The organism is Variovorax sp. 160MFSha2.1 (assembly GCF_048305075.1).
Lineage (GTDB): Bacteria > Pseudomonadota > Gammaproteobacteria > Burkholderiales > Burkholderiaceae_C > Variovorax > Variovorax guangxiensis.
This window is the reverse complement of the sequence record NZ_CP157624.1, coordinates 926,809-949,005: the sequence shown is the minus strand read 5'-3', so window position 1 is coordinate 949,005 and position 22,197 is coordinate 926,809. Positions and strand designations below refer to the sequence as shown.

Sequence of the window (22,197 nt, the reverse complement as noted above, 5' to 3'; positions counted from 1 at the left end):
CACCGCCTCGCGGCATGCGGGCGGAGCCTTGAGGAAAAGCTGAATCAGCCGGGGCGATGCCGGAACCTGGCGTCGCGGGCCTTGCGGCAGGGGATTATCTGCGCAACCAGCTGCAACAAGAGGGCCGAAGGCCGACGTTTCGTCCGTCCCGCCAAGCCCTCCGGGGGGCTCCCTTAAAATTGGCCGGTTAAAAAGCTAAAGGAAAACGATGAGGTTACTCTCTGTGGTGCTTTCGGGAGGCGCCGGTTCCAGACTCTGGCCCGCTTCGCGCCAGGCCTTTCCCAAGCCGTTCATGAAGCTCGGGGATTCCACGCTGCTTCAACAGGCCGTCGAACGCGGGCAGGCCTGCGGCACCGGTGACCTGATGATCGTGACCAACAAGGATCACCTGTTCCTGACGAAGGACGTGCTCGGGCAGATGAGCGACCCGCCATCGACGACTTTCCTCCTCGAACCCAAGGGGCGCAATACCGGCCCGGCAATTGCGCTGGCCGCGCTTCAGTGTGCTCGCCAGTTCAGCGGCGACACGGTGATGCTCGTCCTGTCCGCAGACCACCTCGTTCCGGACGTGGAAGCCTTCGTCGCCAGCGCTACCGAGGCCTTCCGCCTGGCGCAGGAAGGTAACCTCGTCGTGTTCGGCGTGAGCCCGACCAGTCCCGACACCGGCTTCGGCTACATCGAGGTCGAGCACGTCTCGCGCGAAAGCCAGTCGGTCAAGCGCTTCGTAGAGAAGCCCGACCTCGAGACCGCTCAGAAGTACCTCGCCACGGGCCGCTACTACTGGAACAGCGGCATGTTCGCCTTCACGGCGGACACGATCGTCGCTGCACTCGAGAAGCACGCCCCCGATGTCATCAGGGCGGCGCGGCATGCGTTGGAAACCTCGAAATCCGTAGGCAACTCGGTCAATTTCGACCTGCACGCGTTCGGCCTGCAGCCGGATATCAGCATTGATTACGCGGTGCTGGAGCACGCTTCCAACGTACATGTAGTCCCCGCCAAGTTCGGGTGGAGCGACGTGGGCTCCTGGCCCGCAGTCTCCAACGCGCTGACGCCTGACGCCAGCGGCAACACCCTCCCCGACGACGTCGTTGCTCTGGATACCACGGGCACGCACGTACAGGTCGAGAGCTATGGCCCGAAGGTCGTTGCCACCGTGGGGGTCCGCGACCTCGTGATCGTCGACACGCCCGATGCGCTGCTGGTGCTTCACAAGGACAGCGCGCAGAAGGTGAAGAAGGTCGTCGACGTGCTCAAGGCCCGCAAGCACGAGACGGTGCACCTTCCGCCCGTGGTCCATCGTCCCTGGGGAACCTACGCATCGCTCAAGGAAGAAGAGGGCTATAAGGTCAAACGCATCACGGTGCGACCCGGCGAGGCGCTGTCGCTGCAGTATCACCACCAGCGCGCCGAGCACTGGGTGGTGGTTCAGGGCCGTGGCATCGTGCAGATCGGAGAAACCGAGTACGAAACCCTCCCCGGTCAATATCGCTACATTCCCCTGAAGGAAAAACATCGCCTGACCAACATCGGCGATGAGGAACTGGTGCTCATCGAAGTCCAATGCGGCGGGTACCTGGGCGAGGACGACATCGTCCGCCTCGCAGACACCTACGGCCGTACATGAGTCAAGTCCACTCCAATCTTCATCGAAGCGCCCTTTCCGACTGGTGGCAGGGCACCCGCCGCACAGACATCTGGTGGACCCTCGCCTGGTTCGACATCGTCCTGCGCTATCGCCGATCGATGCTCGGGCCGATGTGGCTCACGCTGAGCATGGGCGTGATGATCGCCGGCATGGGGCCGCTCTACAGTTCTCTGTTCGGCACCGAGCTCTCCCGCTTCTTCCCGCACTTGGCGCTGGGCATCATCTTCTGGGGCTTCTTCTCCAGCATCGTGACGGACGCCTGCAACGCGTTCATCGGGTCGTCCAACTATCTCAAGCAGGGCTACTTTCCGATCAGCCTGTTCGTGTGGCGCAGCCTCGCACGCAACCTGATCCAGTTCGCTCACCAGATCGTGCTCTACATACCCGTGGCGATCTGGGCTGGCGTGTCGCTGTCCTGGTCGGTGCTGCTCGTGCTGCCGGCCTTTGCCATCCTGATCATCAATGCGCATGCGCTCGGCCTGCTGCTGGGGCTGATCTGCACACGCTACCGCGACGTCACCCAGATCATCACCAGCGTGATGCAGATGCTGATGTTTCTCACGCCGGTCTTCTGGCTGCCCGAGAACCTCCCCGGCCGCGCCAAGTACGTGCTGTGGAACCCATTCGCGCAGATGCTCGACCTGCTTCGCACGCCCCTGATGGGCGGCACCGCGCACATCCACAGCTGGATCGGCATCCTGTTCTGGACGGCGGTTTGCCTAACCCTGGCCATCCTGATTTTCTCGAAGTACCGTCGCCGCGTCGTCTACTGGCTCTGATCCATGGCATTCATTTCCCTCAAGAACGTCTCCGTCAATTTCCCGATCTACGGAGCCGGCGCGAACTCGCTCAAGAAGACGCTCGCTGCCTCGGTGACCGGCGGGCGTTTCGGCAAGGAAACCGGCGTGACCGTGGTGCAGGCGCTCAGCGGCATCAACCTCGAACTCAAGAGCGGGGATCGGCTCGGTCTGGTCGGCCACAACGGGGCGGGCAAGTCGACGCTTCTGCGCACGCTCGCCGGGGTATACGAGCCGTCGTCGGGTGAATTCACTCGTCAGGGCACGGTTGCCAGCCTGATCGATCCTTCGCTGGGCATCGAGATGGACGCTACAGGTGTGGAAAACATCATGCTCCGCGGCCTTGTGATGGGCATGAGCAAGAAGGACATCGATCGCCTCACGCCCGAGATCTGCGAATTCAGCGGTCTGGGCGAATACGTCAACATGCCTGTTCGCACCTATTCGACCGGCATGATGATGCGCCTCGCGTTCTCGATCTCGACGAGCGTCGAGGCTGACATCCTGCTGATGGACGAATGGCTGTCGGTGGGCGATGCCGAGTTCACCGAGAAGGCCGAGAAGCGGATGCGGGATGTGGTTTCAAAGTCCGGGATCTTGGTGCTCGCATCGCACTCGCCGGAGCTCATCGCCAAGGAGTGCAACAGGGTGATCCACCTCGAGCACGGGCGGATCGTCGAGCAGTAATCATCATCTGACTTGGCCGGTAGCCCACCGGCCCGGCTCAGCGTCCCTGTCGCCGCAACGCCTCGATCTCTTCGAGGCGCGCCCTGATCCTCCGTCCCGCGGCTTCCAGGGACAGATTGGCCTCGGCACTTGCCTTGGCACGAGCGCCGATCTCGCGCGCCCACGCCTGATCGTCGTACACACGGCGCATGAGCTGCGCGGCATGCTCCACCGACGGCGCCGCCCACTCGAGGTCGGCGTCGTACGGAGGAATGGGCTTGCCGAGCTTTACGAGCTCGTACGGCACCAGCAGGCTGTTGCCGTCATCCATGAAGTCGACATTGCCCGAAAAGTTGGTGGCGATCACGGGCTTGCCCATGAGCATGGCCTCGGCCATCGTGAGGCCCAGGCCCTCGCTGCGATGCAGCGATACATAGGCATCGCAGGCGTTCATGAGCGAGAGCACCTCGTCGGGGCTGAACACCTGGTCGATGACGGTGATGTTCGAGTCGGCGGCAGCATCGCGCAGTTTCTGCAATTCCGCCGGATGCCGGTCTCCGAACGAAGTCTTGAGCACCAGCGAGACCTTGTCGTCCTTGCGGAAGGCGTCCCTGAAAGCTCGGATCAGCCCCAGCGGGTTCTTGCGCTCCATGACACTCATCATGTGGAACGTGAACAGGAAGGTGTAGCGATCCTCGTCCAGGCCGAAGTCGCTGCGCTTTCGCACCTCGAACGGAGTCAGCCGCACGCCGGGGAACAAGGTCCGAACCGGGATGGGCAACCGCTCGCGCAAGCCGCGCGCGATGAACTCCGTCGCGGTCCATACCTCGTCGACCTGTTTCGCGCAATCGACCCACGCGTCGGGGATGGAGTCGAACTCCCAATACCAATAGGCGATCCTGTACGTGCGGGGCGTACGTTCGGCGAGGTCGGATCTTGCGTAGGACTCCGGGAAGAAGGGGTCGGGCTGCGTATGAATGACAGTTATGTCGTGCACTTCGGGACCGCCGAAGTCGACATGATGCGGATCGTCCTTCGCATCGGTCCGCAGGTCGCGCAGCGACGTGTCCACGCCGGCCTGCCCCAGTGCCTCCGCGATCGACTCGACTGACACCCGAAGGCCCGAGGGGTAGCAGAAATGGCCGATGATGTTCACGCCCGGCTTGAGCAACTCCGACGCCACTGCCGGCAGATCCAAAGCCTGGCACCATTGGCGCGCCGTGGCACTCAGGCCGGCATCCCCCTCGGGGGAACCCAGCCAACCGATCAGTGCGCGCGCCTGACCAACATCCGAAAGCGCCAGCGGATACTTGGTCGACCATGCGCCTCGTGCGCCGTACCCGATACGTAACTGCAGCGCTGGCTCATGCCACTCGGGAGCGACGGCAACATCGACCCAGCGCGGATCGGCGCCATAGTGGCGGACGAACCACGACGCAAATTCGGGCCACCCGAAGACAGTCAACGCATCGGGAAACCTCCGCTGCCAGTCGGGCGTAAATTCATATGCCCGCGCCAGTTCCATCCTCGGGTTCTCGGCCGCCTGCATGAAGAGCCAGAGAACTTCCTCGCGCCGCAGGTGAGTCTCGGTCTCGCTCCATACGTGCTGCATGAACCATCCGAACAGGCCGTGCTGGCCGGCGGGGGTCAGCCCGTGAGGCAAGACCTGTCTGATACGTGCGTCGGCCAGGAACGCCTGCCGCGCCCGCGCGGCAAAATCGCCGGAAAAAAGCCCAACGACATGCATCTGCGAAGCAGGTGTCAGCCCTGTGCTCCGCGCACCTTCGTCGCTCTGAAGCCACGCCAGGAAGGTATTTTTGTCGGCTGCCTCAGACAAAGCATAGGGAAACCTCGCATACAAGTCCTTACGGCCGCGCAACAGAGACATGCAAAAACGTGCCGCGGCCCACCTGTCGTCGACTGCCCTGGAATCGGCGGGGGCGCCAAGAATCGATGGCAGCGGCAGACCCGCCGCTTCGGACAATGCGGAGTCGCTGTACAAATCCAGCAGCGGCATGGCGGCAGACGCGTTCCCCTGCGCCAGGGACTCCAGGCGCGAGCGCTCCCTCTCGACTAGGCCATCCAGCAACCTCGCCCGCTCCTGCATGGCTGCCCGTTCCCGCAGAAAACGGATTCGCTCGGGCATGCGCCACGGTGTCATCAGCCAAAAAGCGGCCTTGGGAACTCTTCGCACGTTTCGGCGCAGCGAATCTAGCCCTGTCATTCGTTATTTACTTTCACTAGCAACCGTAAATTCTTCCGGATCGTGGTGTATCCGCTGGGAGATGATGCCCAAAAATACGCATTCTCACCTCGTAAAATGCGAAACATCCACCTTTCCGAGTGCATGCTTCCGAAGAACGGCCACGATTGTGGCGGCCAGTTCCCTTTGCACTTTCGTTAACAACCAGATGACGTTTATCTCATACGCGCAGAACTTCGAAGACGTCATGCTCTGGCGCGCACTCGGGCACGTGCCTGCCGGGAGATACATCGATGTGGGCGCCCAGGACCCGGTCGTCGATTCGGTCAGCAAGGCTTTCTACGAGCATGGCTGGCGCGGCATCCACGTCGAGCCGGTTCCCCGTTACGCGGATATGCTGCGCCGCGATCGCCCTGATGAAACAGTGTTGCAACTCGCGCTGTCGGATCAGGCGGGAATCCTCGAACTCAACGTGTTCGAGGACACCGGCCTCAGCACTGGCATCAAGGAATTCGCCGACCGCCATCGCACGCAGGGCCTCGCACACCAGACCGTCGCCACGCCGATGCTGCCCATGCGTACCGCGTTCGCATCGCTGACTGGGCAGCCGGTGCACTGGCTCAAGATTGATGTCGAGGGACTAGAAGAGTCCGTATTGCGCGGCTGGGACAGCGAAGCACTTCGCCCTTGGATCATCGTCATCGAGGCGACCGTGCCGATGTCCACCGAAATCCGTTATCAGGGCGCCGAGGACATTCTGCTGGCTGCTCGCTACGAGTTCGTCTATTTCGATGGCCTTAATCGCTTCTATGTGGCAGCCGAGCACCCGGAGTTGAAGGCGGCCTTTTCCTCGCCTCCCAATGTGTTCGATGGCGTGCGTCTGAGCGGCTTGGCCAGTTCCGAACTGTGCCGAGGACTTCTGGAAGCCCATCGCGCCGAAACGGAGATGCTCGGCGAGACACTGCGCCTCCTGCGCAGAGAAGCCTTGAATACGCAGACCGAGGTACAGCGCAGGCAGCGCGAGGTCGAGGCGCAGGCCCAACACAGACTGCATGAAATCGAGGTACGAGCTCAGCGCGACCTGCAAGCCGCATCGGCTGCCCTGGAGTTTGCGCAGGCCCAGTGCAGCGAGGTTCAACATCGTTTGGACGCAGTTCTCGACAGCACTTCCTGGAAAGTCACTGCGCCCATGCGCTCGGTCGGCACGCTGTGCCGCAAGCTGGCCTCAGCCGCCCGTGAGGGCCGTATCAAGAGCGGTATCAAGCACCGCATCAAAGCCGTGCTGCGCGTATGTGCGCGCTCTCTCGCAAGACACAGTCGACTCCAGCGTAGCGTTTCGGCATGTCTGAAGCTCTTCCCCTATGTGCATCAGCGGCTTCGTGCCGCACTTGCACCACCTCCAGCGAACATCGAAAGACCGGGGAACGATTTACCCCCTACACGCCCATTGAACATCAACGACCTGACTCCGGCTGCCGTACAGATTTATGCAGTTCTGAGTGAAGCGCACAGTCAGACAAAATAACTCATGAGAATTGTCATCGACTTGCAAGGCGCCCAAAACGAAAGTCGCTTTCGCGGGATCGGCAGATACAGCCTTGCATTAGCCCAGGCCATGGCGAGAAACGCTGGCGGCCACGAGATTCTTGTAGCCCTCAACGGAAGCTTCCCCGACACCATCGAGCCCTTGCGTGCGGCACTCGACGGACTCGTGCCACAGGACAACATCCGCATCTGGCGTGCGCCCGGGCCCGTCGACGTCGCGCACCCCGAGAACGAAGCACGGCGCTCGATTTCCGCGCTGATCCGGGAAGACTTTCTCGCGTGTCTGCAGCCGGACATCGTGCACGTCACGAGCCTATTCGATGGCTTGGGTGACGAGACGGTCTGCACGATACGCTCTCGGCTCAACTCCGCCCCGACCGCCGTCAGTTTCTATGACGCGATACCACTGATCTATCCGGAGCAGTACCTTGCACCGAACCCTGCATTTGAAGCCTTCTACAGGCACCAAATCGAGCATTTGAAGCGGGCCGATCTACTCCTGGCAATTTCGGAGTCGGCTGCGCGAGAAGCCGAACAGCACGTTGGCATCTCCAACGATCGCATCGTTTCGATTTCCTCCGCTGCAGACGAGATCTTCCGCCCAGGCGAGGTATCGCAGGCGGAGGAGGCTCGTCTCAGAACCAGGCTCGGGATATCCAAGAGCTTCATCATGTACTCGAGCGGGGCCGATGAACGCAAGAATCATCTCCGGCTGATCGACGCCTTCTCGAGGATTGCGCCGGACCTCAGGGCCGGATATTCGCTGGTCTTTGTGGGAGGCATGCCCGCTGACCGCGAAAGCCACTTCCGTGCGCATGCCAGCAGCCGGGGCCTAGGGTCCGAAGATTTCATTTTGACCGGGCGTGTCAGCGACTCCGATCTCGTCAATCTGTATCGTCTCTGCTCGTTATTCGTCTTTCCCTCGATCTCCGAAGGGTTTGGTTTGCCGGCTTTGGAAGCCATGTCGTGCGGTACGCCAACCCTCGCGTCGAATACGACGAGCCTGCCGGAGGTAATGGGACGCGAAGAAGCCATGTTCGATCCCCTGGACGTGGACGCGCTGACTCGCAAGATCAGCACAGTGCTGTCCAGCGACGAGTTGCTCGCAAGACTGAAGACCGATGGCCTCGAGCAGGCACGGAGGTTCTCTTGGGATCACACGGCAAAGCGAGCGCTGCTGGCAATGGAGAAGCTCCACTCGGCACAAGTGGCCACGACCAAGTCGCACAGGATCGACCCCCTGACGGAAGTGACGAATGTCGTCCGACTGGCGGGCGATCGATTGAGCACGGACGATCTTCTGCTTGTTTCGCAGTCTCTCGCGACCAATGCCGCGCTAGATGCAAGATCCGCTTCCAGGCAATTGCTTGTAGATATTTCCGAAGTCTTGAAGAGCGATGGGAAATCAGGAGTACAGCGTGTCGTTCACGGCGTACTTCGATCGTTGATTGCCTCGCCGCCGCCCGGCTTTCGGATTGAACCGATCTACTCCGGCACGGAGGACATCGGTTTCCGCTACGCAAGGCGTTTTGTCAAGAACAACTATGCCGGCGCAGACCTCAAGACTTCCGCTGCCGGACTTGCGGATGATGTGATCGAAGCAGGTCCCGGCGACGTTTTTCTGGGACTGGACCTTCATCACGCCATCATTCAACGCCATGAATTCTTCGAGGGCCTGCGAAGGAATGGGATCAGGACATATTTCGTTCTCTATGACTTGCTGCCGCTCCATCTGCCTCAGTATTTCTTCAGCGGCCTAGAGCGCCTTCACTCGCAATGGGTGCGTCAGATCTGCCGATCCGACGGTGTCATATGCATTTCCAATGATGTGGCTGAGGACTTGCTGAATTGGCTCAAGGTCGAACAACCAAAGAGATTGCGCCAACTGAATGTAGGCTGGTGGCATCTGGGCTTCGATGAATCAAAGAAAACCGTCGAAGCTCCATCGGCTCCTTCACAGGAGTTGCTCTCGAATATCACGAAGCACGAGAACGTATTCCTGGCGGTCGGAACGGTGGAACCACGCAAGGGCCACGCGCAATTGCTCTCTGCCTTCGAATTCTTGTGGAGCAGGAATATCGACGCCTGCCTGGTCATCGTCGGAAAATGCGGATGGTCTGTCGAGGACTTGTCACTGAAATTGCAAACACATCGCGAGCGGGGATCGCGGCTTTTCTGGCTCGAGAATGCCGATGATGCAACGCTCAACTCGCTATACAGAACTGCCAGCTGCTTGATTGCTCCCAGCTTTGCCGAGGGCTTCGGGTTGCCTTTGATCGAAGCGGCATCGCATGGAATTCCCATCATTGCCCGGGACATTCCTGTTTTCCACGAAGTCGCCGCAGGACACGCCTACTATTTTCGTGGCGAAACGAGCGAAGCGCTCGCACTTGCAATCGAAAAGTGGCTTGTCCTTAGGGAGCAGGGGGCAGAACCCCCTTCCGATGGAATTCCTCGGCTCAATTGGTCAAAAAGCACCCAAGATCTCACGAACATCTTCGTCAACAGCAATTGGCAATACGCCTGGAAATCCGAGCCCCGACTCTTTCTCGACGTTTCCACGCTCATTCATACGGACGCAAGAACCGGTGTTCAACGGGTAGTCCGCAGTCTTCTGCAAAATCTGCTCAAGACTCCTCCGAAGAACACCACGGTCTGTCCTATCTGGTTCGACGGAACCGACTACCGGCACGCGGTCAAGCTGGTCGCACGAATCTTTCGCGGCATCACGTCCAGCGCGGAAGAGCCTGTCGTCAAGTTCGAAGCACACGACTGTTATCTCGCCCTGGATCTCAATCTGGGTTCGCAGCCATCCATGGAGTCTGTGCAGGCCCGCATCAAGGCACACGGCACGAGAATCTGGTTTCTCGTGTACGACTTGCTGCCGATCCATCATCCCGAATGGTGGGTGCCCGGGATGAGTGAAGCATTTAATGCTTGGTTTGAAAGTGCCACCCGAGTCGCGGATGGGTTCGTCTGTATCTCCGAAGCCACTGCCATCGATGTTCGAGAGGTATTGTCGAGACTCATCCCCCAAGGTCAAAGCCTTCCGGAGGTCCGCAGCTTCCACATTGGTGCGGATATCGAGAACAGCCTGCCCAACAAGGGGCTTCCCCACGACGCGGAAAAGCTGCTGGCGCAGTTGCGGCAGCACCCGTCGTTTCTCATGGTTGGTACCATCGAGCCTCGCAAAGGCCACTCGCAGGCTTTGGCCGCATTCGAGCAACTGTGGGGAGAGGGGCTCGACATCAGCTTGGTCATCGTTGGCAAGGCTGGCTGGATGGTCGACGATCTCGTTCGGCAACTTTCCAGTCATCCTCGTCTCGGCAAGGGCCTGCATGTTCTTCAAACAGCGAGCGACGAATACTTGGCACGGATCTATGCCGAGAGCACCTGCCTCCTGGCACCAAGCGAAGGAGAAGGATTCGGTCTGCCATTGATCGAGGCCGCGCAGCATGGATTGCCGATCCTCGCGCGCGACCTGCCGGTGTTCAAGGAGGTTGCCGGTGCGCACGCCGCCTACTTCCACGGCCGCGAGCCAGGCGGCCTAGCGGCAGCAATCAAGAGCTGGCTGGCATTGCATGCCCAGGATGGGCATCCGAAGACCCAGTCCATGCCATGGTTGACTTGGGAGCAAAGCGCTCGACAGCTGGAAACTGCAATCAACTTCGATCCTGTAAATCACACACCACCAAACACTCACCCGAATTGCCAGGCCAAGGTATCGGCATCCCCATCAATCAATCCATCTTCAAAATGACTTCAAACATGAAACGAACCGCAGTAGTAACCGGCATCACCGGACAGGATGGAGCCTATCTGGCAGAGCTTCTGCTGGCCAAGGGCTACGTCGTCTACGGCACATACCGTCGCACGAGTTCGGTGAACTTCTGGCGGATCGAGGAGCTCGGGATTCAGAACAACCCCAACCTGCATCTGGTGGAATACGACCTGACCGACCTGGGTAGTTCCCTGACGCTGATTCGCGACACCGCTCCAGACGAGGTCTACAACCTCGCAGCCCAGAGTTTCGTGGGCGTGAGCTTCAACCAGCCCACTGCCACGGCCCAGATCACCGGCGTGGGAGCGCTGAACCTGCTCGAAGCCATCCGCCTGACGAATACCAAGATTCGCTTCTACCAAGCCTCGACCTCCGAAATGTTCGGCAAGGTCCAGGCGGTTCCGCAGGTCGAGGACACGCCCTTCTACCCGCGCAGCCCGTACGGCGTCGCCAAGCTGTATGCGCACTGGATCACGATCAACTATCGTGAGAGCTACGACATCTTCGGGTGCAGCGGCATCTTGTTCAACCACGAGAGCCCGCTGCGCGGCCGCGAGTTCGTGACTCGCAAGATCACCGACAGCGTCGCCAAGATCAAGCTCGGCAAGCTCGATGTGCTGGAGCTCGGAAACCTCGACGCCAAGCGCGACTGGGGATTCGCCAAGGAATACGTCGAGGGGATGTGGCGCATGCTGCAGGTCGACGAGCCGGACACCTATGTGCTGGCGACCAACCGCACCGAAACCGTTCGCGATTTCGTGAGCATGGCATTCAAGGGCGCCGGTATTGTGGTCGAGTTCAAAGGGAGCGGAGAAAACGAATCGGCCGTGGATACGGATACCGGCAAGACAGTGATGCGCGTGAACCCCAAGTTCTACCGTCCGGCCGAGGTCGAGCTGCTCATCGGCAATCCAGCCAAGGCCAAGCAGAAGCTCGGCTGGGAGCCCACTACAACCCTCGAGCAACTCTGCCAGATGATGGTCGAGGCCGACCTCGAGCGAAACAGGAAAGGCTTCTCGTTTTGAAGATATTCCTGACCGGCGCAGAAGGCTTCACCGGTCGCTACTTCATCGATCGCGCCACGGCTGCCGGGCATCAGGTGATTCCTATGCAGGCGGACCTGACGAATCGGGAAACGCTGGAGCGGGAGGTACTTTCGGTGCAACCCGAGGTCGTCGTCCATCTGGCGGCGATCAGCTTCGTCGGGCATGCGGACAACAGTGCCTTCTACGCAGTGAATGTGGTCGGAACGACGAATTTGCTCGAAGCGTTGACTCGCTTGCCCTCGGCACCGCATCGTGTGCTGCTCGCCAGCAGTGCGAACATCTATGGCAACAGCGAGCAATCGCCGCTGGCGGAGACCCAGCCGCCAGCGCCGGTCAACCACTACGCGATGAGCAAGCTGGCGATGGAATACATGGCCAGGACCTTCGCCGACCGCTTGAACCTCGTCATCGCGCGCCCGTTCAACTACACGGGCCGCGGCCAAGACGTCAACTTCGTCATCCCGAAGCTCGCCAAGCATTTCGCCGAGCGAGCTGACTCCATATCGTTGGGCAATCTGGACGTGGAACGCGAATTCAACGACGTGCAGATGGTGTGCGACGCCTATCTTTGCCTCATGAAGCATGGCCGTCCTGGCGAAGCCTACAACGTGTGCTCGGGCCAGCCCCATACCCTTCGCGAGGTGATCGCATGCTTCGAGAAGGTCACCGACCATCGAATGGATGTCGAAATCAATCCGGCCTTCGTCCGCAGGAACGAAGTGCATCGCCTCTGCGGCAATCCCGACAAGCTGAACACCTTGCTGCGTGAATGCGGTGTCAACATTGCTCCGCCCACGCTTTCGGAAACCCTCTCGAGGATGCTCTGACCCGTTTGCCAGCCAGCGCGGAGAGGCCATGCCTGAACCAAGAATCCCCGGCATTCCGCTTCACTCAACCACAACAACATCATGAGCCAGTCCATGTCGACGACTCTTTACCGAGGGCAGCGCGTTGCGCTGATCGTGCCCTGCTACAACGAAGATCCCACCATCGCGAGTGTGATCAACGGCTTTCGCGCGGCCATGCCATGCATCGACATCTATGTCTTTGACAACATGTCGAGTGACAAGACGGCCGATATCGCGAGAGCCGCAGGTGCTCAAGTGAGGACGGTCACCTTGCGCGGCAAGGGCAATGTCGTGCGGCGCATGTTCGCGGACACCGAGGCGGATGTCTACGTGATGGTGGATGGCGATGGCACCTACGATGCCTCCTCCGTCTGCCGGATGGTGGACAAGCTGCTCGACGAGGGGCTTGACATGGTTGTGGGGTGCCGGGAAACGAGCGCCGAAGAGGCTCACGCCGCCTATCGGCGCGGTCATCAGTGGGGCAACAAGATGCTCACTGGAAGCGTCAAAGGCATATTCGGCGGCGATTTCAACGACATGCTCTCTGGATACCGGGTCTTCTCGCGGCGCTACGCCAAGTCCTTCCCGGCACTGTCGCGGGGTTTCGAGACCGAAACCGAGTTAACGGTGCACGCACTCGAGCTGCGCATGCCCTACGGGGAACTGATGACGCCGTATGGGTCCAGACCAGAGGGATCGGCAAGCAAGCTGTCCACCTACCGTGACGGCTGGCGCATCCTCAAGACGATCATCCGGCTTCACGCAAGCGAGCGTCCCATTGCATTTTTCGGTGCGTGGGCCGCTGCGTTCTGCATCGCCGCGCTCGTGCTCGCCTTCCCGCTTCTGATCCAGTACCTCGAAGCAGGAAACGTCCCCCGGCTTCCCACGGCGGTGCTGTCCGCCTCGCTCATGCTCATGTCCATGCTTGCCCTGACCTGCGGGTTGATCCTGCAGAACATCACCCAGGGCCGGCACGAGATGAAGTGCCTGGCCTTCCTCGGTATTCCGGCCACTCGCGCCGACACCACGGCCGGGCACTGAGAAGATGAAATTCCTGAAAGAGACGAGGGTTCCGATCTGGCTGGTCCTGGGTCTGGGCGCACTGGTCTATTGCTACTTCTATCTGAACCACCCGGCTCTGCCAGGCAACAACCTCGCGTACCCCAGAGGGTGGTGGGGCTGGTTCGATCAAGGGGAATACATCAAGGCAGCAGCCGCCATCAGGGCAGGAGACTTTTCTCCCGGCAAGCATGCCTATCCGCCACTGTACCCCGCGATCGGTTCGATCTTCCTGCCGTTCCTGCCGGTACACCCGTTCTTCTTCTTCAACCTGCTGGGCCTGCTGGCGTTCTCATACGTCTTCGTCGCGTTCGCAACACGTTACGTATCGCAGCTCGAAGCATTCTTGTTGCTTGCGATTTCGCTGTACTTCAACGAAATCATCATCCTCAACTTCGCGATCCCGTGGACGACCACGGGCACCGCGGTGATATATGCAGCGACCATCTACCAGCTTCTCCGAAAGTCGAAACAGGAAAAGCTGAATAGTGGAATAGCGCTGGAGAGCATCAAGGCTTTTTGCTTCTCGGGTCTGTTCAGCCTTCTGGTAGTCCTTCGTCCAGTCGATGCAGGAGCCGCTGCCGTCTTCTACCCGGCATACCTGTATTTCTCGTACAAAAGCCTGAGCCTGAGCGGGACGGCAGCCCCAACACGCAACGCGTTCCTCTTCGCTCAGGTGGTTGCACTCGGTGCCGGGCTGCTCATCGGGATCAGCCTGTTTTTCCTGTTCAACCTGAAGGTCTACGGCCAGATATTGGGTGGCTATTTCAAGTCGACAGCGGTGGGCTCCGGCTATTTCCCTCTGGAGCTGCCGAGGAAGATCTTCTCGCTGGTCTTTGATTCGTACACGTTTTTCCTGGAGCCCAATGGATCGCTGGTCACGCATTTTCCATGGTTGATATTGGGCATCGTGGGAACGCTTGCGGCTCTGTTGCGTGGCCCGGCGCTGCTTCGCATGATGGCGGCAGCCATCTGCCTGCAGTTCTGCCTGTATGCGCCCTATGGCGACCTGCTGCCAAACGGGGTCTATAGGTACTACAACATCCACTACTTCAAGTGGATGTTTCCGTACCTTGCATTCTTTGGCTGGCTCGTGGTCCGATGGATATTTGAAGGTTCCGAAACTCCGCGCGCCAAGAGACTCGCTTTCCGGTCTCTAGCTGTTGTTGTCGCTGTCAGCGCGATGCTAGCCGTTCAATACAAGGTAAAACCGGCGTCGCCAATTGCCATCGAAAAAATCGGTCCCAGCAACAGCATCTCCTTCTCGGCCAACGGGGACGGCATCGACTTCATCGATTTCTACGGCTTGGCCGGGGGCTTCAACGAAATCTACCTCGGCGACCACCATATGCTCGCAGATGGAAAACCATTGATTCGCGTCAGGGAATTCCGACTGCTGCCCGCGCCATGGGGGGTACGCGTTTTCTTCAATCGACGGATAAGAGCCAAGGAGTTCCTGCTCACACCCGACAAAGGTGTCAATCCACCTTCAGATGAATTGAAGATAAAAGCCTCGACCTATCGGTTCAGTCTGGGGTGGCCTCGTCTTGTCCATGACGATCCACGATGACCGCGCCCCCTGCGGTCACTGCTGGAACACTTCAGCAGCGTCGAAGGTGGCTCCTGCTGCATCCTTTGCGGACAACACAGGGGCACCGCCGACATCAGGCCACTGGACGCCGATCGATGCATCATCCCAACGGATGCACCGCTCGTGCGCCGGCGCATAGTAGTCGGTGGTCTTGTAGAGAAAGTCGGCCGTCTCGCTCAGCACCAGGAATCCGTGGGCAAATCCTGCCGGCACCCACAACTGCCTGTGATTGCTGGCCGAAAGCTCGACGCCGACCCAACGGCCAAAGGTGGGTGACGCGCGCCGGATATCCACCGCAACATCGAACACGGCGCCGCTGACCACTCGCACGAGTTTTCCCTGCGGCTGCTGGATCTGATAGTGCAGCCCGCGCAGCACGCCTTTAGCCGAGCGCGAATGGTTGTCCTGCACAAAATCGACGTGCTGGCCAACAGCCTCGTCGAACGCCTTCTGGTTGAAGCTTTCCAAGAAGAAGCCGCGCGCATCGCCAAAGACCTTGGGCTCGATCACGAGCACATCGGGAATCGCAGTCGGCGTCGCCTTCACGAGCGCACCTCCTCACCCAGCAGATGCTTCAGGTATTTGCCATATCCACTCTTGGCCAACGGCGCCGCCAGCTTCTCGAGCTGCTCGCCCGTGATGAACCCATTGCGCCACGCAATCTCCTCCGGACACGCAATCTTCAACCCCTGCCGATGCTCCAGCGTCGCGATGAACTGGCCTGCTTCCAGCAGGCTATCGTGCGTTCCCGTGTCCAGCCACGCATAGCCACGTTGCATGATCTGCACGTTCAGCTGATCGAGATCCAGATACGCCTGATTCACCGCGGTGATTTCCAACTCGCCACGCGCGCTCGGCTTCACCGCCTTAGCGATGTCCACCACCTGGTTGTCGTAGAAGTAGAGGCCGGTCACCGCATAGCTGCTCTTTGGCTTGAGCGGCTTCTCCTCGATGCTGCTCGCCTTGCCCTTGTCATCGAATGCAACGACGCCGTAGCGCTCCGGGTCCTGCACGTGATAGGCGAATACGGTGGCACCGGACTCCTTCGCATCCGCATCGGCCAGCAGGTGCACGAAGTCATGGCCATAGAAGATGTTGTCGCCCAGCACCAGCGCGCTCGACGAATTTCCTACGAATTTGTCCCCGATGATGAACGCCTGTGCCAGCCCGTCCGGACTCGGCTGCACCGCATACTGCAGGTTGATACCCCACTGGCTGCCATCACCCAGCAGTTGCTGGAAGCGCGGCGTGTCCTGCGGCGTGCTGATGATCAGGATGTCGCGCATGCCACCCAGCATGAGCGTGCTGAGCGGGTAGTAGATCATCGGTTTGTCGTACACCGGCAGCAGCTGCTTGCTGATCGCCAGGGTCGCGGGATGCAGGCGCGTGCCCGAACCACCGGCCAGGATGATGCCCTTGCGTTGCGTCGTCTTGGTCATGCTCTTTCTTCTCGTGGGATTCTTCAAAGGATCTCGCGCAGCATGCGCGCGACGCCTTCCTGCCACGGGGGCAGGCGCAGGCCGAACGTGGTCTGCAGCTTGCGGGTGTCGAGGCGCGAGTTGTGCGGGCGCTTTGCCGGGGTCGGGAATGCGCTGGTCGGAACGGGCTCGACGGCGTCGGGCCCGGCCTTGAGTTCGACGCCTGCCTGCTGCGCCATTTCGAGCACGAAGCGCGCGTAGCCGTACCACGTCGTCTCGCCGCCGGCGATCGCGTGATAGAGGCCGGCCTTGGAAGGGTCCTGCAGCGTCGCGCGGATGGCGTGCGCCGTCACGTCGGCCAGCAGCTCCGCGCCGGTGGGCGCACCGAACTGGTCGTCGATGACGGTGAGCTTGTCGCGCTCCTTGGCCAGCCGCAGCATGGTCTTGGCGAAGTTGCCGCCGCGCGCGGCGTACACCCAGCTGGTGCGGAAGATCAGGTGCCTGGCGCAGTGCCGGGCCACCAGTTGTTCGCCTTCGAGCTTGGTGCTGCCGTAGACGCTGAGCGGGCCGGTCGCATCGCCTTCCTTCCACGGCGTGGTGCCGCTGCCGTCGAAGACGTAGTCGGTCGAGTAGTGGACCATCAGCGCGCCGATCTTCTGGGCCGCCTCGGCCACCACGCCGGGCGACGTGGCGTTGAGCTTGCGCGCGAACTCGGGTTCGCTCTCGGCCTTGTCGACGGCGGTGTGCGCAGCTGCATTGACGATCACGTCGGGGCGCACCTTGAGCACCGTGTCGGCGAGTTCCTCGGGCCGGCTGAAGTCGGCGTGGAAATCGGTGCTGTCGAAGTCGAGCGCGACCAGTTCACCGAGCGGCGCCAGGCTGCGCTGCAATTCCCAGCCGACCTGTCCGCCCTTGCCCAGCAGCAGCAGCTTCATGCCGCGGCCTTCGCGTTGTTGTCGTACTGCTTCTCGACCCATTCGCGGTACGCGCCGCTTTGCACGTTGCGCACCCATTCGCTATTCGCGAGATACCACTCGACGGTCTTGCGGATGCCGGTGTCGAAGGTTTCGGCGGGCTTCCAGCCGAGTTCGCGCTCGAGCTTGCGTGCGTCGATGGCGTAGCGGCGGTCGTGGCCCGGGCGGTCGGTGACGTAGGTGATCTGTTCCTTGTACGGTTTGCCGTCGGCGCGGGGGCGCAGTTCGTCGAGCAGGGCGCAGACTGTGTTGACGATCTCGATGTTGGGCTTCTCGTTCCAGCCGCCGACGTTGTAGGTCTCGCCGAGCTTGCCGGCTTCGAGAACGCGGCGGATGGCGCTGCAGTGGTCCTTCACGTAGAGCCAGTCGCGCACCTGCATGCCGTCGCCGTACACGGGCAGGTTCTTGCCGGCCAGCGCGTTGACGATCATCAGCGGGATCAGCTTCTCGGGGAAGTGGAACGGGCCGTAGTTGTTCGAGCAGTTGGTGGTCAGCACCGGCAGGCCGTAGGTGTGGTGCCAGGCGCGCACGAGGTGGTCGCTGGCGGCCTTGCTGGCCGAATAGGGGCTGTTGGGCTCGTACTTGTTCTCTTCGGTGAAGGCCGGGTCGGTCTTGGAGAGCGAACCGTAGACCTCGTCGGTCGAGACGTGCAGGAAGCGGAAGGCCGACTTCTGCTCGGCCGGCAGCGCGCCCCAGAAGCCGCGCACCGATTCGAGCAGGCGGAAGGTACCGAGCACGTTGGTCTGCACGAAGTCCTCGGGGCCGTGGATCGAGCGGTCCACGTGCGACTCGGCGGCGAAGTTGACCACGGCGCGGGGCTTGTGCTCGGCGAGCAGGCGGTCGATCAGGGCGCTGTCGCCGATGTCACCCTGCACGAAGATGTGCTTGGGGTTGCCCTTGAGCGACGCGAGGGTCTCGAGGTTGCCGGCGTAGGTCAGCTTGTCGAGATTGACGACGGGCTCGTCGCTGTTCGCGATCCAGTCGAGTACGAAGTTGGCGCCAATGAAGCCGGCGCCGCCGGTAACCAGGATCATGAAGTCCCCTGCAGTTATGTGGAACGATCGCCGTCCGGCAGATCAACAGGTGATTATCCCATTGGCCCAAGGGAGAGAATCCAGAGGTTGGCGCCCGAGCAGGCTCCGCCTACAATCGCCTCCACTGCAGGAGAGCGGGCCACCCGGTGGCCCTACCGAAGGCGCAAACTCCCATAAACGCTCAGGTCGGCCTCGCAAGGGCCTGTACTGCAACAACTGAAACGCCGTCTGGAGAGCCGCCACGCCATGTGGCGCACCGAAGGAGCAAACCCTCTGCGGGCGCAGCGGGTGAATCTCTCAGGTACCGAGGACAGGGGGAGCGGCAACTTGGACTGCGGTCGTCCGGTTGTTTTTGCTATTCATTCAATAGCAATCCACGCCCGCCATTCAAGCGCTGCAACCTCAAAGGTACTTGAAATGCGCGTGATCGTCCTCGGCGCCGGCCTGCTCGGCGTGACTTCGGCTTACTACCTCCAGCAACTCGGCCACGAAGTGACCGTGATCGACCGGCAGGCCACCCCGGCCGCCGAAACCAGCTTCGCCAACGGCGGGCAGATCTCCGTCAGCCATGCCGAACCCTGGGCCAACCCCAGCGCGCCGCTGAAGGTGCTGCAATGGCTGGGCAAGGAAGACGCCCCGCTGCTCTTCCGCATGCGCGCCGACATGCGCCAGTGGCTCTGGGGCCTGCAGTTCCTGCGCGAATGCACGCCGGCGCGCACCCGCCACAACATCGAACAGATCGTTCGTCTGGGTACATACAGCCGTTCGATGTTGCAACAGTTGCGCCGCGACACCGGCCTCAACTACGACCAGCGCACCCAGGGCATCCTGCACTTCTATACGACGCAGAAGGAGTTCGACGGTGCTCTCGAGCCCGCCGAGCAGATGCGCACCCTGGGCTGCGAGCGCCGCGTCATCTCGGCCGACGAGGCCGTGAAGATCGAGCCTGCCCTCGCCCACATCCGCCCCAAGCTGGCCGGCGCCACCTACACGGCCGAAGACGAATCCGGCGACGCCAACCGCTTCGCGCGTGAACTCGTGGGGCTGGCCGCCGCCGCGGGCGTGAAGTTCCTGATGAGCCACACCGTCACCGCGCTGCGCGAGGCCGGCGGCATCATCGACCACGTCGAGGCCACCGACAGCGAAGGCCGCTTCCAGCGCATCCGCGGGGACGCCTTCGTGCTGGCGATGGGCTCGCTGAGTCCGCTTTACGCAGCGCCGCTGGGCATCCGGTTGCCGATCTATCCTGCGAAGGGCTACTCGGTGACCCTGCCCGTCAAGGACGCCTCCAAGGCCCATCAGGTCTCGCTGACGGATGACGAATTCAAGCTCGTCTTCTCGCGCTACACCTCGGCTTCGGGCGACCGCTTGCGCATCGCCGGCACCGCCGAGCTCAACGGCTACGACCGCGACCTGAACCGCGTGCGCTGCGAGGCCATCGTGCGCCGCGTCGAAGAACTCTTCCCCGGCGCCGGCGACACCACCCAGGCCCAGTTCTGGACCGGCCTGCGCCCCGCCACGCCGAGCAATGTCCCGCTGATCGGCAAGACGAAGCTGCCGAACCTGTTCCTCAACACTGGCCATGGCACCCTCGGGTGGACGCACGCCTGCGGCTCGGGCAAGTCGATCGCGCGGATCGTGAGCGGGCTGGAACCGGAGGTGGATTTCGCGTTCACGGGCATAGCCCGCCCAGGTGGCTCGAAGACGAGCCGCCTTCACTCCACGAGCGCGTCCTGAGGCCGAACACTCGCTGTTTCGCTTCCGTCACGACTGCTGTCGCCCGTCGGCAGCATGTCGACTCTCAGCAACTGAAGACCGAAGCCGATGCGGCGAGCATCGGCGCTTTCGGCGACATCGCAAGGCCTGTGGGCGCCGCTCACGAATATCTCGGCATCCAGCAATGGTCTGCCGTGCAGTTTCCGGATCTCCAGGTCACAGAAAAATCTCAGTGAATCGCCCGTCTTGACGATTTGGCAGGCACTGCCGTTGATCCGCAGATCGACTTCGACCGGCGCACTTCCACTGGGTTGATAGGCGGCCCCTGTTACGGTGACTCGCACCTTGCCGGCAGCGGGCAACTCCGCGGTATCGAGTACGAGCAGAAAGGAGGCGGTGCCTTCGGCGCTCCACGCACCCCAGGGTTCAGGCTCGTGCCAGCCGGCTGTGAGACCCGGCACATGGAGGCTTCCGCTTCCGAAGGCCACGTCGTCACCCAACGCCACCTTCGGGCTGGAACGCAATCCCGCATCATCGAGTTGCAGCCCCCACCGGACTCCAAATGCCCGGTCCATCATCTCAGCATTCGTTGACGACGTGACGGCGGAATACCGCCTCCTGGGCATCAGAAAGAACGGGACGCGAGTCCGACCGACGACATCCTTCATCACGGGAAGGGAGGCGACTTCGTTCCCGACGGGAATCCATTCGGAGCATCCATCCGGAAGATGCGCGGCATTGTTCCTGTCCGGGGTAATGAGTGCTTCTTTCCGATGACCGAAATACTCGGCCTCAATCAAGGCTCCCGAAGAGATTGCACTGAAGAATTCGATATTGCCTGCGCACAGCATGGCGTAAATATTGGACTCGGTCTTGATTGCATTGGGTATGCGATCAAGCAGGTCGTCGAGCACTGCCGTATTTTCCTGATATGGATGCGGCTTGATTGCCAGGAGGTCCACTGTGGCAGCCAGTTCCGCCACCCTGTTCACGACATCTGCAGGATTGACCAGCCGGCCATTGCTGACCAGCGCCAGATCAATTTCCGTCTGGCCCAAAAAAACCCCCACCCTGGCATCGCGGCAAAGCAATGCGCCGTCGCCACGTCGCGAGAACATCGCCTTCATTCCAATCGCTGCGCTTTGGAACGCCTCGTCCAGAACTCGGATCTTCGAAAGAATGCGGGCAATTCGCCGGTTGTTGGTTCGCATCCCCAGATGGAGATGCCGGGAAAATCGCAGCGGATGCACTTCCACATCGATGAATGACGCACCTCGGGAAGCGATGTACTTCAGTAGGGATGGGGGCATGCCCCATCCGATGACCAAGCTACGCTCGCCGAATCCGCTGATTTCGCATCCCCTGAACGCAGGCTGCAGGTCGGCAATCGCGGCACTCGCCCACCCCTCCACCGTTCGGGGCAGGCCCAGTGCATCGATCATGAGCCCGACGGGAATCCGCCCCCCGCTCGAGACGGGATATTCCTCGCGCATGGAAACGCCCAAGGCTTGACCAGCGAACTCGAACAGTCCTCGAAGAAAACGCCTGTTGGACGGATGGGATTGAAGCCCGATCTCTTCCGATCGGAAGAAATCATCCAGAAAGATGATTTCGTCAAAAGACAGGTGGCTCATCGTGGGGACAATTCGGCTTCGGGCTCCAACAAAACGATCCTCTGAAATAACACCAAAGCACTCTTTTTATGTATTCAACGCTCGCGCAGCATTTCGCGAGCGGTCATCATGACAGCTTGATTACATCAGATAACATTTATCCCTTCGTTAGGCGCCAGATTTGCGCCAAATCGGACCGGTTGCCGTGTGGCGGACCAGACCCAAGCCGATTTCAGGGAGGCCGCATCGAGAAATGCT

The 22,197-nt window shown here is 61.0% G+C and carries 16 protein-coding genes and 2 riboswitches; of the genes, 10 read left to right on the top strand and 6 right to left on the bottom strand.

From position 1 onward, the window contains the following. The first annotated feature begins 208 nt into the window (after positions 1 to 208). Genes ABL838_RS04040 through ABL838_RS04030 form a run of 3 tightly spaced genes read left to right on the top strand, consistent with a single transcriptional unit; the run spans position 209 to position 3,132 of the window. Positions 209 to 1,627, top strand: coding sequence for a mannose-1-phosphate guanylyltransferase/mannose-6-phosphate isomerase (locus ABL838_RS04040; protein WP_418124288.1), 1,419 nt, complete (start codon positions 209 to 211; stop codon positions 1,625 to 1,627). Beyond that, positions 1,624 to 2,427 carry an ABC transporter permease gene (locus ABL838_RS04035; protein WP_019656858.1) on the top strand — a complete coding sequence of 268 codons (804 nt, stop codon included), beginning with the start codon at positions 1,624 to 1,626 and terminating at the stop codon, positions 2,425 to 2,427. Before ABL838_RS04040 ends, ABL838_RS04035 begins: the two co-directional genes overlap by 4 nt. A 3-nt stretch (positions 2,428 to 2,430) precedes the next feature. Further along, on the top strand, positions 2,431 to 3,132 hold the full coding sequence (locus tag ABL838_RS04030) for an ABC transporter ATP-binding protein (RefSeq protein ID WP_418124285.1): 702 nt from the start codon (positions 2,431 to 2,433) through the stop codon (positions 3,130 to 3,132). 37 nt (positions 3,133 to 3,169) lie between these two features. On the opposite strand, the gene ABL838_RS04025 is transcribed toward ABL838_RS04030, so the two are convergent. Beyond that, positions 3,170 to 5,257 carry a glycosyltransferase family 4 protein gene (locus ABL838_RS04025; RefSeq protein ID WP_418124283.1) on the bottom strand — a complete coding sequence of 696 codons (2,088 nt, stop codon included), beginning with the start codon at positions 5,255 to 5,257 and terminating at the stop codon, positions 3,170 to 3,172. A gap of 265 nt (positions 5,258 to 5,522) precedes the next feature. Here ABL838_RS04025 and ABL838_RS04020 point away from each other — a divergent pair, with 265 nt between their 5' ends. The 6 genes from ABL838_RS04020 (at position 5,523) to ABL838_RS03995 (ending at position 15,163) form a co-directional block, all read left to right on the top strand. Then, positions 5,523 to 6,839 carry an FkbM family methyltransferase gene (locus tag ABL838_RS04020; protein WP_418124281.1) on the top strand — a complete coding sequence of 439 codons (1,317 nt, stop codon included), beginning with the start codon at positions 5,523 to 5,525 and terminating at the stop codon, positions 6,837 to 6,839. A 3-nt stretch (positions 6,840 to 6,842) separates the two neighbouring features. After that, positions 6,843 to 10,619: a glycosyltransferase family 4 protein gene (locus tag ABL838_RS04015; protein ID WP_418124279.1), complete on the top strand. Its 3,777-nt coding sequence runs from the start codon at positions 6,843 to 6,845 to the stop codon at positions 10,617 to 10,619. An 8-nt stretch (positions 10,620 to 10,627) separates the two neighbouring features. Further along, positions 10,628 to 11,665 carry a GDP-mannose 4,6-dehydratase gene (gene gmd, locus ABL838_RS04010; protein ID WP_418124277.1) on the top strand — a complete coding sequence of 346 codons (1,038 nt, stop codon included), beginning with the start codon at positions 10,628 to 10,630 and terminating at the stop codon, positions 11,663 to 11,665. Then, positions 11,662 to 12,513, top strand: coding sequence for a GDP-mannose 4,6-dehydratase (locus ABL838_RS04005; protein WP_418124275.1), 852 nt, complete (start codon positions 11,662 to 11,664; stop codon positions 12,511 to 12,513). The genes gmd and ABL838_RS04005 overlap by 4 nt, the downstream gene beginning before the upstream one ends. An 81-nt stretch (positions 12,514 to 12,594) precedes the next feature. After that, complete coding sequence (locus ABL838_RS04000; RefSeq protein WP_418124273.1) at positions 12,595 to 13,575, top strand: glycosyltransferase; 981 nt, start codon at positions 12,595 to 12,597, stop codon at positions 13,573 to 13,575. Between the two features lie 4 nt (positions 13,576 to 13,579). Then, on the top strand, positions 13,580 to 15,163 hold the full coding sequence (locus ABL838_RS03995; protein ID WP_418124271.1) for a hypothetical protein: 1,584 nt from the start codon (positions 13,580 to 13,582) through the stop codon (positions 15,161 to 15,163). 15 nt (positions 15,164 to 15,178) lie between these two features. Here the strand turns inward: ABL838_RS03995 and rfbC are convergent, their stop codons facing one another. The 4 genes from rfbC to rfbB are packed head-to-tail and all read right to left on the bottom strand — an operon-like array spanning position 15,179 to position 18,610. Beyond that, positions 15,179 to 15,730, bottom strand: a complete 552-nt coding sequence (rfbC, locus tag ABL838_RS03990; protein WP_418124269.1) for a dTDP-4-dehydrorhamnose 3,5-epimerase — start codon at positions 15,728 to 15,730, stop codon at positions 15,179 to 15,181. Next, complete coding sequence (rfbA, locus tag ABL838_RS03985) at positions 15,727 to 16,623, bottom strand: glucose-1-phosphate thymidylyltransferase RfbA (RefSeq protein ID WP_418124267.1); 897 nt, start codon at positions 16,621 to 16,623, stop codon at positions 15,727 to 15,729. The genes rfbC and rfbA overlap by 4 nt, the downstream gene beginning before the upstream one ends. Positions 16,624 to 16,646: 23 nt before the next feature. Further along, positions 16,647 to 17,537 (bottom strand): dTDP-4-dehydrorhamnose reductase, encoded by an 891-nt coding sequence (gene rfbD, locus ABL838_RS03980; protein ID WP_418124265.1) that lies wholly within the window; start codon positions 17,535 to 17,537, stop codon positions 16,647 to 16,649. Continuing rightward, entirely contained in the window at positions 17,534 to 18,610 is a 1,077-nt protein-coding gene (gene rfbB / locus ABL838_RS03975) for a dTDP-glucose 4,6-dehydratase (RefSeq protein ID WP_184634446.1), read from the bottom strand. Before rfbB ends, rfbD begins: the two co-directional genes overlap by 4 nt. A gap of 117 nt (positions 18,611 to 18,727) precedes the next feature. Continuing rightward, a riboswitch (glycine riboswitch) is annotated at positions 18,728 to 18,825 on the top strand. 3 nt (positions 18,826 to 18,828) lie between these two features. Next, positions 18,829 to 18,934, top strand: a riboswitch (glycine riboswitch). Positions 18,935 to 19,027: 93 nt separating this feature from the next. Here rfbB and ABL838_RS03970 point away from each other — a divergent pair. After that, on the top strand, positions 19,028 to 20,347 hold the full coding sequence (locus ABL838_RS03970) for a D-amino acid dehydrogenase (RefSeq protein ID WP_418124262.1): 1,320 nt from the start codon (positions 19,028 to 19,030) through the stop codon (positions 20,345 to 20,347). Here the strand turns inward: ABL838_RS03970 and ABL838_RS03965 are convergent. After that, positions 20,326 to 21,960: a hypothetical protein gene (locus ABL838_RS03965; RefSeq protein ID WP_418124260.1), complete on the bottom strand. Its 1,635-nt coding sequence runs from the start codon at positions 21,958 to 21,960 to the stop codon at positions 20,326 to 20,328. The two genes, ABL838_RS03970 and ABL838_RS03965, sit on opposite strands and share 22 nt — an antisense overlap. Between the last annotated feature and the right edge of the window lie 237 nt (positions 21,961 to 22,197).